The 12,157-nt window shown below is 62.4% G+C and carries 11 protein-coding genes, 1 tRNA gene and 1 pseudogene (1 of these 13 only partly in view); 5 read left to right on the top strand and 8 right to left on the bottom strand.

Features of this window, described 5'->3' with window-relative positions:
- Positions 1-12: 12 nt before the first annotated feature.
- Complete coding sequence (locus F4Z81_08000) at positions 13-630, bottom strand: hypothetical protein (protein ID MXW04993.1); 618 nt, start codon at positions 628-630, stop codon at positions 13-15.
- Between the two features lie 90 nt (positions 631-720).
- Positions 721-1,254 carry a hypothetical protein gene (locus F4Z81_07995; protein ID MXW04992.1) on the bottom strand — a complete coding sequence of 178 codons (534 nt, stop codon included), beginning with the start codon at positions 1,252-1,254 and terminating at the stop codon, positions 721-723.
- Positions 1,255-1,455: 201 nt separating this feature from the next.
- Between F4Z81_07995 and F4Z81_07990 the strand changes: the two genes are divergently transcribed.
- The 4 genes from F4Z81_07990 (at position 1,456) to F4Z81_07975 (ending at position 4,642) form a co-directional block, all read left to right on the top strand.
- A complete protein-coding gene (locus F4Z81_07990; GenBank protein ID MXW04991.1) occupies positions 1,456-2,466 on the top strand; it encodes a C-terminal binding protein in 1,011 nt (336 codons plus the stop codon).
- 56 nt (positions 2,467-2,522) lie between these two features.
- Positions 2,523-3,227 (top strand): HAD-IA family hydrolase, encoded by a 705-nt coding sequence (locus F4Z81_07985; protein ID MXW04990.1) that lies wholly within the window; start codon positions 2,523-2,525, stop codon positions 3,225-3,227.
- A gap of 41 nt (positions 3,228-3,268) precedes the next feature.
- The gene (locus tag F4Z81_07980) at positions 3,269-4,510 is read left to right on the top strand and encodes a Gfo/Idh/MocA family oxidoreductase (GenBank protein ID MXW04989.1); all 1,242 of its coding nucleotides are present in this window, start codon (positions 3,269-3,271) and stop codon (positions 4,508-4,510) included.
- 57 nt (positions 4,511-4,567) lie between these two features.
- Positions 4,568-4,642, top strand: a tRNA-Glu gene (locus F4Z81_07975).
- A gap of 78 nt (positions 4,643-4,720) precedes the next feature.
- Here F4Z81_07975 and F4Z81_07970 read toward each other — a convergent pair.
- Positions 4,721-6,217 (bottom strand): ABC transporter substrate-binding protein, encoded by a 1,497-nt coding sequence (locus tag F4Z81_07970; protein ID MXW04988.1) that lies wholly within the window; start codon positions 6,215-6,217, stop codon positions 4,721-4,723.
- Between F4Z81_07970 and F4Z81_07965 the strand changes: the two genes are divergently transcribed.
- Positions 6,216-7,601, top strand: a complete 1,386-nt coding sequence (locus F4Z81_07965) for an MATE family efflux transporter (GenBank protein ID MXW04987.1) — start codon at positions 6,216-6,218, stop codon at positions 7,599-7,601. The two genes, F4Z81_07970 and F4Z81_07965, sit on opposite strands and share 2 nt — an antisense overlap.
- 124 nt (positions 7,602-7,725) lie before the next feature.
- Here F4Z81_07965 and F4Z81_07960 read toward each other — a convergent pair whose 3' ends face one another.
- The 5 genes and pseudogenes from F4Z81_07960 to F4Z81_07940 form a co-directional block, all read right to left on the bottom strand.
- Positions 7,726-8,373 (bottom strand): ribulose-phosphate 3-epimerase, encoded by a 648-nt coding sequence (locus F4Z81_07960; GenBank protein ID MXW04986.1) that lies wholly within the window; start codon positions 8,371-8,373, stop codon positions 7,726-7,728.
- Positions 8,370-9,410 carry a decarboxylating 6-phosphogluconate dehydrogenase gene (gnd, locus tag F4Z81_07955; protein ID MXW04985.1) on the bottom strand — a complete coding sequence of 347 codons (1,041 nt, stop codon included), beginning with the start codon at positions 9,408-9,410 and terminating at the stop codon, positions 8,370-8,372. The genes F4Z81_07960 and gnd overlap by 4 nt, the downstream gene beginning before the upstream one ends.
- 98 nt (positions 9,411-9,508) lie before the next feature.
- Positions 9,509-10,645 (bottom strand): transaldolase, encoded by a 1,137-nt coding sequence (gene tal, locus F4Z81_07950; GenBank protein ID MXW04984.1) that lies wholly within the window; start codon positions 10,643-10,645, stop codon positions 9,509-9,511.
- Positions 10,646-10,671: 26 nt separating this feature from the next.
- Complete coding sequence (locus F4Z81_07945) at positions 10,672-11,634, bottom strand: NADPH:quinone reductase (GenBank protein MXW04983.1); 963 nt, start codon at positions 11,632-11,634, stop codon at positions 10,672-10,674.
- A gap of 22 nt (positions 11,635-11,656) precedes the next feature.
- A pseudogene (locus F4Z81_07940) lies at positions 11,657-12,157 on the bottom strand (M20/M25/M40 family metallo-hydrolase) (it continues 1,119 nt past the right edge of the window).

The following is a 12,157-nucleotide window of genomic DNA, read 5'->3' as shown; positions in this document are numbered from 1 at the left end:
TGGCGTACCGTATTACGGATCCATCGTTTCTATGTGAAAGGTGCTATGTTTACCATAACCCTCCCTCAACAGGAATACAACCCTTTGAGCATTCTGTCCGGACGTAGGTTGTGTCTCTGATCGAAATCCATAGTACGAGATGTACTTGTCGGCTAATAGAAACTGATTCACCAAATGTCCTGCAGAATCTATCGCTATGGCGAGTGTACCATCGGCACACGAAAGGAAGATCATACGATTGTTCATATATACTGCAGACTCACCGAGCAATTTAACCTGTTGTATTGTCCACACCACGGATCCGGTCGTCATATTGGTAAGTTTCAAGACGGGGAAAGGTGGCTCTATGTCTTTTGAAGTTGTGATCGAAGCCAGAAACCGGTTGTCAGGCGTGATCCCGAGTGGAATCTCCCTTCCTACCGACCGCCGATTCCAGAGCATGACTCCGTCTTGATCGAATCCTCGGATTTCCCTGAATCCGTATCTATCCCCATAGCTCATGGCTGCCACAAGTATGCTCCCGTCCCGGGATGGTACAATGTTTACAAAATAACCCTGAATGTCGTTCTCGATCCAACTTTCAGGAGACTGCTTCCACAATGTCTTTCCAGATGCGAGTTCGGTCACCATTAGCACGCTGCGATGGTCGACAAACACCAGTCTATCCAGACCCCATTCGCGTACACGCATGTTTCTATAAAAAAGTGGTAAACTCAGGCGCTACAAGATACGACCCGATTCGGTCTCTGATACAGTGAGATGATCTTCACGGTATATCGAATAGTCACCAGATTCAGAAAAAAACAGTGCGAAATCACTTCCGGGATCTCCGGACAAGTTGTCGCCCCACAGCGTCTGGCCATCGGAGGAAAGTAACTGGTAGAAATCGGATACTTCAGAACTAAACCTGATAGAGAAGAGACAAAGATATCGGCCATCCCGTGAACTCTTGACAACTATTGCGTATTCGTTTTCAGGCATGCCTTTTTCCCAGACGGTTTTACCGTTCTTGTCGATAGTGCGTATGGCTTTGCTGTCGCCGCTAATCACTACCAGTCCTTTATTCGTCAGCGTCCCCTGCCCTCCCCTGATGTCATGGTCAGCATACGACCATTCCAGTTTCGCATCCTTGAAAGCATCGTCGAGATGCTCTATTGCCCGGGGATTGTACAGATATTGGCTAAAGCTGTTAACCGGGAATCCGCAAGCTATGAAGGTAGCGATTAGTGTGACTGCTCGAATCTTGTCATTCACGTAATAGAACTCCGCATACGGTGACGCGATCGCACTCATGACGATAGAAGGTAGGCATTATCAAGTACGAAAACATGACAGACATCGTCAAGGCTGAATCGTATAGTCTGCGCAGTCCCATTCTCATATTGCCAATCCCGTCGCCCCGGTTTACTTTTCACTGGTCGCAATCACCTGGTATCCCCATCCGAAGGAGTACGCATGGCCGGTTTCACCATTCTCTCGCCTGGAAATCCGGATAACCCCGGTCCCAATCAATATATACGTGACGAACTGGAAACCATTGGCGCCGAGCTCAGGATCCGGCCCTACAGCACGCTCGAGGAGATGCTCGAGGACGCCCGGGACGTGGACGGGTTCACCCAGGGCGGCCTCACGTACAACAGAGAAGTCGTCGAAGCGCTGCCCGAGCGCATACGCGTGGTCGGCGCGGGCGGGATCGGCGTGGATTTCATCGACGTGGAAGCGGCCACGGAACGGGGCATCATCGTCTACAACATCCAGCGGGTGTTCGAACGGGAAGTCGCCCAGCACGCCATGATGCTGCTGCTCGCCTGCGCCCGTCGGCTGATGATCATCAACCGGTCGATGATGGAGGGCATCCCGATCAGCCGGGGTACCATTCAGCCGATTTATGAGCAGACGCTGGGCCTGGTCTCCTTCGGGAACATCGGCCGGGCCATGGCGAAGATCGCCGCCGGATTCGATCTCCGCGTCATCGCCTGCGACCCCTTCGTTACCCAGGCCGATGCCGACCCCTGGGGCGTGACCATGGTGGACCAGGAAACGCTGTTCAGGGAGTCGGACTTCGTTTCCTGCCACGTGCCTCTGGGACCGGGAACCCACCATCTCATCGGGGAGCGGGACTTCCGGAACATGAAGCCTTCCGCCTACTTCATCAATACGGGCCGGGGCAAGGTCGTGGACGAGCAAGCGCTGATCCACGCCCTGCAGGAAGGGTGGCTCGCCGGTGCGGGGCTGGACGTGCAGGAACAGGAACCGCCCGCCCCGGACAACCCACTGCGGTCGATGGAACAGGTGGTCCTCACGCCGCACTACGCTTCGGCGTCGGTGAGGGGCGGCATCGAGCGTTTCAAGAAAGCCGGCCGGCAACTGGTCACCATCCTCAGTGGCCGCTGGCCCGATGACGGCCTCGTAAACCCCGCCGTGAAGCCGCTCGCCTCCGAAAAATGGGGCATGCCCGCAGAGTAAACGGGTGACTGGCGGCGGTTGCGCAATGGGGCGTGAGGCGTAGATTCGGATCCACCATGTTCTACGATACTGTGATCTTCGACGCGGCGGGTACGCTGATCGGCCGGGATTCCCCCGATTTCTTCGAGGAGTTCTTCGTTGTCGCGGCGGGTGAGCTCGGAGCCGCGATCACGCTCGACCAGGTGAAGGCGGCGCTTTCGAAGTCCATGGAGGAACCCCGGTTCCACAAGCGCGACGGCCGCATGAGCACGCCGGAGCAGACGCGGCGGTACTTTGTCGATCTCTACGCCCACGTCTTCGAAACGGCGGGTATCGAGGGCGACTTGGTGCCCGGATTGCAGCAGTACTACGACCGGTTTCAGGACGGCAGGTATCTCGAGGTGTACGAGGACGTCCGGCCCACGCTGGAAAAACTGAAGGACCGTGGCCTGCGCCTCGGCGTGCTGTCGAACTGGTCAGAACACCTCTCCCACGTGCTCAAGCGGCACGACCTCGACCGGTATTTCTCCTTTCTCGTGGTTTCCGCCGAAGCGGGTTGCGAAAAGCCCGACGAGCGGATCTTTCGCATGGCCATAGACCGCGCGGAAGCGCCGGTCGACCGGATTCTTTACATCGGAGACTATCCGGAGGAGGACATCCTGCCGGCCGAGCGCGTCGGCCTGGACGCCCTGCTCATCGACCGGTACGAGAAGTACGGCCGCTATCGCCTGCCCTCCATCCGGCAGCTGACGGACGTCCCCGGGCTTCTGGGCATAGCATGAATGTCGCATCGTGAGGGACGCGTCATGAACGAGGACGAACCATGAGCAACCAACCGATCCGCGTCGGCGTGGTCGGCGTGGGACGCGGGAAGAGCTTCGCACAGAGCGCGTCCGGCGCCGTGGGCATGGAACTCGTCGCGCTGTGCGATATCTGGGAAGAGCGATTGCACGAGTTGGCCGGCGAACTTTCCGTCGCCGCGTACACCGATTACGACGCATTCCTCGCCCATGACATGGACGCCGTGGTCCTGGCCAACTACTTCCACGAACACGCGCCGTTTGCCATAAAGGCCCTGCGGGCGGACAAGCACGTCATGAGCGAGACCGCCTGCAACGGCACGCTCGCGGAGGGGGTCGCTCTCTGTAGGGCCGTGGAGGCGTCCGGCCGGATCTATATGCTGGCCGAGAACTACCCCTACACCGTGTTCAACCAGGAAATGCACCGGCTCTACCGCGAGGGAGAGATCGGCGAGGTCGCCTACGCCGAAGGAGAATACAACCACCCCATGTCCCGGGACGCGAGTCTGCGCATATCGCCGGGATTCGACCACTGGCGGGCGTGGATCCCCTCCACCTACTACTGCACCCACGCCCTCGCGCCCCTGGTATACATCACCGACACGCGGCCGGTCGCCGTGAACGCACTGGCCATCGCCCGGCCCGAGCGCACTCTCACCCTCAGGAGGGGAGATCCGGGGTCCGTCATCCTCTGCCGCATGGACAACGGCGCGGTCTTCCGGCTTTTCGGACTCGGCCTGCCCGGCCACAGCAACTGGTACCGCCTTCATGGCGAGCGCGGCGCCATGGAGATCACCCGGGGGCCGGGGTACTTCGGACCGGAAGAGGTACGGGTGTGGCATGAGCCGTGGCACCTGAAAGCCGGGGAGGAAGCGGAACGGGTCTACAAGCCGGACTGGCCGGAACACGGCGACCTCGCCCGCAAGGCCGGCCACGGCGGCGGCGACTTCTGGACCAGTTTCCATTTCGCCCGGGCCATCCGTTCGGGCGAGCAGCCCTTCCTGGACGTATACCGCGGCGTGGCCATGTCGTCGGTGGGCATCCTGGCCTGGAAGAGCGCGCTGGAAGACGGCCGTCCCTTCGACGTGCCCGATTTCAGGGACGAGGCCGCCCGTAAATCCTGGGAAAACGACCACTGGTCGCCCTGGCCCAAACACGCCGGACCGGGACAGCCTCCGCCCAGCATTCTGGGCCGTCGCGAGCCGGATCCGGAACACGTCCCGTACGCCCGGCGCGTATGGAAGGATATGGGTTACGAAGGGTAAAAAAGGCTTGCTTTTCGAGGGTCCGACCGGTATTTTAGGACGGCTTTGGAAGAACGCGACCCCATCGTCTAGCCTGGCCAAGGACACCGCCCTTTCACGGCGGCAACACGGGTTCAAATCCCGTTGGGGTCATTTAACATAACCGCAAAAGGCAGAGGGGGTTGCGTGCGTGCGCAATCCCCTTTTCGCTTGTCATGCCAGCCGGTGGACTTAGTGTTCGAAGGGAACGACCCGGATGACTTCGATCGTGGCGGCCGGGGTGAATTGCCAGACCGCGACGAAACCCGTGGCCAGGTCGCCGTTCTCGTCCCAGTCCAGCGGCATGGCCGCGCCTTCGTAGTTGACCGCGCCGCCGTCGCCCAGGACGCGCAACCCGTTCGCGATGCTGCTCGCCTCGGCGATCACGAGTTCGCCGGGCGGCTTCCCGATCGTTCGCAACTGGTCCCGGATGGCCGCTCCCTCCAGCCTGCCGGCCGCCTGGGTCGCCAGGGCCAGCGCCACGGTTGCGTCATAGGTCTGTTTCACGTAGGGGAAAGGCGGAGGATTGCTGCCGAAGGCGCTTTTATATCCGTCCTCCCAGGCGATCGCTGAAGGCGTGTCCTGCGCGGAGCCGGGCGACGTGCCGATCATTCCGGCGAGTTTATCGGGACCGATCGAACGGATCAGGTCCAGGCTGCGTCCGGTGGGGCCGAAGACAAACACATCATAGAAGCCGTTGTCCAGCGCTTCGCGCACGATGGTCTCCTGCTGAGGCTGGAAAGCGAGGACGATCAGTGCCTGCGTGTCTTCGAGGACGCCCTTGCTTTCTCTAAGCTCCTCCACGAGGGTCGTCTTTTCGGGATCCGCCGCGACCCGGATGAGCTTGCCTTCCCAGGCATGCTCGAACGCGTCCGCGATGCCCCGGCCCCAGACGTCGTCCCGGTAGATCATGCCCACGTTGCCATATCCCAGCTCCAACGTGATCTTGGCGAGTACCGGTCCCTGGTCACGGTCGGAAAGGGTGGTGCGAAACAAGAAATCGTTGTCCGCGGCGTTCGTGAGCATGGGAGAAGAAGAGGCCGGAGAGATCATGGGAATGCCGGCATCCGCGACCACTTCTTCCACGACGGCAAGCGTCGAGGAACTTGCCCAGGCGCCTACGATCGCGTGTACCCCTTTGTCCTCGATAAGGTCCATCGCCTCGGATACCGCCGTTTCGGCGTCCAACTCCGTATCGGCCACCAGGCCTTCGACCGGTTCCCCGAGCACGCCCACCTCGTTGACATGCTCGATCGCCATTTCGAATCCCTGCCGCATGAGGATGCCGTGTTCCGAACCTCCTGCCGACAGGTCGATCAACAGCCCGATCTTCAGCGCGGGTTGATCGACCGGTTCCGGCGGTTCGGGCGGTTCGGGCGATACCGGATCCTCGCTGCCGCACGACAACAGGAAGGTGATCATCAGGACGATCGACAGCCAGGGCCCCCAGGAGAAAATCGATCCTCGCATTCCAAGCATCTTCATGCCTCCCGCGCATCGCAGCGCATTCCGTCGGGTATGTCCATGTCCGGTTGCGGGTTTCGAATCCGTGACAATGTAGATATACTGCGTACCGTATACGCTGTCATCCCTTTTCTTATCTATTGCGCCATCAACAACTTGGGTGGTATCGGGCACCGGCTGAATTGCCTTGCCGGTTCGCCGGCGGCGGAATACATTCAATCCCATGCCCGACCATACCGCCGATTCCCCGAAACCGGCTGAAAACGAGGTCCCGCCTTCCCAGGTCCTCCGTCACGTCTGGGCCATCGCCTGGCCCGTCGTGGTCGCTTCGCTGATCGACGCCACAGAAGGTCTCGTAGACATCTACTTCGTGGGATTCCTGGGTCCCGCGGCGATCTCCGCCATCGGCATGAGCCGGCAGATCGTATTCATCGTCATGGTCATGGCCATTTCGATCACCGGGGGGACGCGGACGCTGGTGGCCCAGTACTACGGGGCTGGTCGGCACGGCGACGTGAGCCGCACCGGCCAGCAGGCGATCCTGATGGGCACTTACCTGGCCCTGGGTCTTGCCGCCGTAAGTATCGTGCTCACGCGGCCCGCGCTGGTCCTGCTCGGCGCTCCGGAAGAGGTCCTCACCCACGGGATGCTCTTCCTGAGGCTCTACTTCGCCGGCATGGTCTTCATGATTCTCAACTACGTGATGAGCGCTATCTTCGGGGGCGTGGGCGATACCCGCACGCCGCTCAAGATCTCTGTCATCGTCATCATCGTGAAATGCGTGACGTCCTACGCGTTTATCTTCGGCGCCTGGGTAGTGCCCGCACTGGGCGTGGCCGGAGCGGCCGTGGGCATGATCATCTCCCGGCTGGCGGGATGCGTCATCGGACTGGCGATCCTGGTCCGGGGCCACGGCCAGGTGCGTCTCTCGAGGAACTGGCGTGTCAAACCGGACTGGAGCATCATGTCCCGCATGCTCGACATCGGCCTGCCCTCCGGTGCGTCCGGCTTCTTCCGCAACGGCGCGCGCGTGCTCCTGTACCGCGTCATATCGGGCGTAAGCCGTCCCACGGCCGCCATCGCGGCCCTGACCGTGGGTTTCCAGATCCGGCTCTTCGCGATCATGCCCGCCCTGGCCTTCTCGGTCGCGGCGACCTCCCTGGTCGGGCAGCGGCTGGGTGGCCGGCAGATCCGGTCGGCCGGGCAGTACGGCGGACAGACGATCCTGCTCTGCATGATTGTGATCGGTGCCGGATCGGCCTTGATCTGGATATTCGCCCAGGGGATCGCGGCCGTATTCACGACGGACGAGACGGTCCTGGGCATCAGTTCGGTCATGCTGCGCTTCTTCGCCATCGCCCAGGTCTTTTCCGCGCTGTCCATCGTGGCCAGCGGCGTACTGGCCGGCGGCGGCGAGACCCGACCGTCGCTGTACTACACCCTCTTCTCCCAGTGGGGTATCATGCTCGTATTCTCCTACGTCCTCGCCTTCCCGCTCGGGCTGGACGTTACGGGCATCTGGATCGCCTGGCTCGCCGCGGCCGTATTGCAGGGCCTGCTCACGCTCAGGCGCTTCTTCAAGGGGACCTGGAAAAGGGCAGTGGTCTGAGGGTAATGGTCTCTGGGCGGTGGTCTGAGGGCGATGCAGTTTCCGGGGGCGCAGGACGACGTCGCGGCCCGATGGCGAGGCCCGATGGCGGGCCCGTACTGCGGTCCGAATCCGGAGGTCAGTCTTAGCCGCGCAGCGTCCGGATACCTTCGGCCGCGCCGTCCGGATGCTTGAACACGGCCGTGGCGGCCACCAGGACGTTCGCGCCCGCGGACGCGACGGCCGGTGCGGTATCGGCGTTCACGCCGCCGTCTACCTCCAGGTCGCACGCGATCTTCCGGTCCGACAGGGTCCTTCGGATCTCGCGGATCTTCGGCAGGACGGACGCGATGAACCGCTGGCCCGAGAAACCCGGGTTGACGGACATGACCAGGACGAGATCGAGTTCGTCGATGATCCCGTCGAGGGCCTGGGCGGGCGTCGCCGGGTTCAGGGCGACACCGGCCTGTTTGCCTCGCTCCCGGACGGACTGCACCACGCGGTGCAGGTGGGCCGTATTCTCCTGGTGCACGATGATCACGTCGGCCCCGGCTTCCATGAAGACGTCGATGTACCGGTCCGGTTCCTCGATCATAAGGTGGGCTTCCAGCGGAAGTTCCGTCAGCGAGTCGATGGCCTCCACGATGAAGGGTCCCATGGAGATGTTCGGGACGAACCGGCCGTCCATGACGTCGATATGAATCCGGTCCGCGCCCGCGCGCTCCACGGCCCGGACCTCATCGGCCAGGCGGGTGAAATCCGCCGACAGGATGGATGGAGCGATCTGGATCATGGTCCTCCCCCGGTTGTCTTCTGCTCCACGTGACCGCCGAACTGGTGGCGCAGGGCGGAAAGCACCCGCATGGCGTAGGATTGCTCCTGCCGCGACTGGAACCGCGTGAAGAGCGATGCCGTGAGCACGTGGGCGGGCACGTCTTCCTCGATGGCCGTCTGCACCGTCCACCGGCCCTCGCCCGAATCCTGCACGTAACCGGAGTAAGCGGACAGGTCCCGGTCTTCCCGCAACGCGATCTCCAGGAGGTCGAGCAGCCAGGAACTGACCACGCTTCCGTGGCGCCAGACTTCGGCGATGTCGTGCAGGTCCAGGTCGTACCGTAGGCGCGAATCCACGCGGTCGGAACCCGATTCGCGCAGAATCTCCAGCCCCTCGGCAAAGGCCTGCATCATGCCGTATTCGATCCCGTTGTGGATCATCTTGACGAAGTGCCCCGCGCCTGCCGGTCCCACGTGCACGTAGCCTCTGCGGGCCGTTGAAGGGGGCTTGCCGGAGGTATCCGGGGCGCGCGTGGATTCCGCCGCGTCACCGGACTGACGCGTGGCATCCTGCGTGGCGTCCTGCCCGGGACCGGGCGCCAGCGTGTCGAACAGCGGGTCCAGGCGCTCGACGATCTCCGCCGGCCCCCCGATGGTCATGCAATACCCCCGCTCGAGACCCCATACGCCGCCGCTCGTACCCACGTCGACATAGTGCAGGCCCCTGGCGGACAGCCGTTCCGCGCGGGACACGTCGTCTTTGAAGTAGGTGTTTCCGCCGTCGATGACGGTGTCGCCCGGAGACAACAGTCCGGACAGTTCGTTGACGGCCCGTTCCGTGGCATCGCCGGCGGGGACCATGAGCCAGACCGAACGCGGCGGGTGAAGCGTGGTCACGAGACCGCGCAGCGTCGCGCTGCCCACGGCGCCGGCTTGCTCCGCCTGGCCGACCGCTTCGCCGCTTCGGTCGTACACGACGACTTCGTGACCGCCGCGCAACAGCCGCCGCGTCATGTTGCCGCCCATCCGGCCGAGTCCGACCATGCCCAGTTGCATGCGATGCTCCCCGGATCCGCCGAACGTGCGGTCCGTTCAGTCCGACCCGGCAATTCCGTATGCCCGCCTCGCTCGGTCCGCAGGCCAGGCCGGTCAGGTCACGCCAGGCGGACCGGCTGCAGCCGTTTCCGTTCGATGGCTTCGATCAGCTTTACGAAGGGATCCACGAATTTCTGTACCCCTTCCTCGACGAGTTGCTCCGCGACCCGGTCCATCGAAATCCCGGCTTTTTCCACACCGGCCATGATCGACCAGGCTTCGTCGGTACCGGCCTCGAGGGTATCGGCCAGGCGCCCGTGATCTCGGAAAGCGTCGAGCGTTTCATCGGGCAGGGTATTGATGGTGTTTTTCCCGATCAGTTCCTCGACGTACAGCACGTCCCGGTACTCGGGGTTCTTGGTGCTCGTGCTGGCCCACAGCAGCCGCTGCTTCCTCGCGCCCCGTTCGGCCAGCGCGGACCAGCGCGGTGACGCGTATATCGTCTTGTATCGTTGGTAGGTCGTCTTGCCGTTTGCGATGGCCGTCCTGCCGGTCAGGTCCAGGATCGCGGCCCGTTCCCCGGGTTCGCCGGCCCGTTCGGCCCGTTCGGCCAGCAAGGCGTCGACGAGGGTGTCGATGCGGCTGATGAAGAAGCTGGATACGCTCGCGATGCCGCTGATGTCGCCTCCCGCGGCAATACGATCCTCCAACCCGCTGATATAGGCGTCGGCCACGGCCTCGTATACTGCCCGCGAGAACATCAGCGTCACGTTGATGTTCAACCCTTCGCCGATCAGTTGACGCACGGCCGGTACGCCGGCCTCCGTCGCCGGTACCTTGATCATGACGTTCGGGCGGTCCACGGCCTTCCACAGCCGCCGGGCCTCATCGATCGTACCCGCGGTATCGTCCGCCAGTTCCGGGGACACCTCCAGGCTCACGAAGCCGTCGGCGCCGCCGGTCGCTTCGTATACGCCGCCCAGGTGGTCGGCGGCTTCCCGGATGTCCGAGATGGCCAGGGTCTCGTAGATCTCCAAAGCGGTCCGGTTCGCTGCCGCAAGCCGCTCGATATCGGCGTCGTAGTCCGTACTTCCCGCAATGGCTTTCTCGAAGATGGCCGGGTTCGAGGTCATGCCTTTCAGGCCGTCTTCATCGATCAGTTTCCTCAACCGGCCGGAGTACATCAGTTCCCGGCTGATGCTGTCCAGCCAGAAGCTCTGGCCGTGCCGTTCGAGCTGGTTGAGCGGATTTGCCATGTTGGATTCCTTTACCTGCCGCGTACTCAAGGGATCAGTACGATCTTTCCATAGGCGCCAGGTTCCATGACGGCGGTATGGCCCTTCGCCGCGTCTTCCAGCGGGAACTCTTTACCCACCACTGGCTTGAGCGTGCCGTTTTGCAGTCCGGCGAACATTCCGGCGTGGATGCCGACCAGATCCTCCGGAGAAGCCAGCAACAGGACCATGCCGAGGATGCTGGCGTCCCGCGCCATGGCGTCCCGCGGATTGATCTCGATAACGCCCCGGTTGCCGATGACGACGACCCGCCCGCCATAGGCCAGCATGTTCAGGTCCTTGTCCAGATTGACGTTGGCCAGCATTTCCATAATCACGTCGACGCCCAGGCCGCCGGTGAGCTCCATGATCTTATCCGTATAGCCGGGAACGTTGTGGTCCACCACGTGATGGGCGCCCTGTTCCTCCACCAGCGCGGCGCCCTGTTCCGACCCGGCGGTTCCGATGACCGTCATGCCCGCGGCCCGGGCCATCTGTACGGCCGCGATCCCCACACCGCCGCTCGCGCCGTGCACCAGGACGGTTTCGCCCGGCTTTCCCCCCGCACGCTGGAACAGCCCTCTCCAAGCCGTCGCGTAAGGGACGTATATCCCCGCGCCTTGCGTGAAGGATACGTTGCCGGGCAGTGGATACACCTGGTCGGGCGAGCACAGGGCCTGCGACGCATAGGAACCGGTAAGGGTGCCGGCCAGGTACACCCGGTCTCCGACGGAAACATGGGCCCCGCCGTCGCCCACATCGGCGACCGTTCCGGCGCCGTCCATGCCCGGGGTGAAGGGCAGATCGGGTTTCATGGCATAGGTGCCCGCCCGGATATAGGTGTCCACCGGGTTCACGCCGGCGGCCCGTATGTCGACCAGGATCTGTCCGGGACCTGCCTGCAGATCCGCGCCGGTTTCGAGATTCATCACCTCGGGACCGCCGAATTCGTGAATGCGAATCGCTTCCATTTATGTCTCCTCGATGCTGAAATCAGCCGCAGAGTTTTTCGATGACTTCGTAGAGGATTCTCGGACCCCGTTCCATGTTCTCCACGGAGATCCGTTCGTCGTTGCCGTGGATACGTCTGAGCTCTTCGTCGATCAGCAGAAAGGGCATGAAGCCGTAGCAGTGAATTCCCAGTTCGCGGAAGTAGTGGCTGTCCGTGAAGCCGGACAGAATGTTCGGTACGACCTCCGCGCGCTCATGGTGCCGGGAAACGACCTCGCGAACGGCTTCGACCACGGGCGAAGCGAAGGGCGATGACGAGTTCCCGAAGTTCAGTATGGTCTCTATCTCGATCCCGTCGTCGCCGACCACCTGTTTCAGCTCCTGGACGAAATCGCCTGGCTCTTCCCCCGGAAGCAACCTGCAGTCCAGTTCGGCCGTCGCCGCCTGAGGTATGATATTGATTTTGTCGCTGCCCTGCAACATGGTTATGCCGGGAAACGACCTCGCGAACGGCTTCGACCACGGGCGAAGCGAAGGGCGATG

The sequence above is a fragment of the Gemmatimonadota bacterium genome (assembly GCA_009835325.1).
Taxonomy (GTDB): domain Bacteria; phylum JAAXHH01; class JAAXHH01; order JAAXHH01; family JAAXHH01; genus JAAXHH01.
This window is presented reverse-complemented; position numbering and strand designations above follow the sequence as displayed.

Coding starts and splice junctions, on each gene's coding strand:
- F4Z81_08000 (MXW04993.1), bottom strand. CDS start 630: ATGGTGACCGAACTCGCATCTGGAAAGACATTGTGGAAGCAGTCTCCT.
- F4Z81_07990 (MXW04991.1), top strand. CDS start 1,456: ATGGCCGGTTTCACCATTCTCTCGCCTGGAAATCCGGATAACCCCGGT.
- F4Z81_07985 (MXW04990.1), top strand. CDS start 2,523: ATGTTCTACGATACTGTGATCTTCGACGCGGCGGGTACGCTGATCGGC.
- F4Z81_07980 (MXW04989.1), top strand. CDS start 3,269: ATGAGCAACCAACCGATCCGCGTCGGCGTGGTCGGCGTGGGACGCGGG.
- F4Z81_07965 (MXW04987.1), top strand. CDS start 6,216: ATGCCCGACCATACCGCCGATTCCCCGAAACCGGCTGAAAACGAGGTC.
- F4Z81_07970 (MXW04988.1), bottom strand. CDS start 6,217: ATGGGATTGAATGTATTCCGCCGCCGGCGAACCGGCAAGGCAATTCAG.
- F4Z81_07960 (MXW04986.1), bottom strand. CDS start 8,373: ATGATCCAGATCGCTCCATCCATCCTGTCGGCGGATTTCACCCGCCTG.
- gnd (MXW04985.1), bottom strand. CDS start 9,410: ATGCAACTGGGCATGGTCGGACTCGGCCGGATGGGCGGCAACATGACG.
- tal (MXW04984.1), bottom strand. CDS start 10,645: ATGGCAAATCCGCTCAACCAGCTCGAACGGCACGGCCAGAGCTTCTGG.
- F4Z81_07945 (MXW04983.1), bottom strand. CDS start 11,634: ATGGAAGCGATTCGCATTCACGAATTCGGCGGTCCCGAGGTGATGAAT.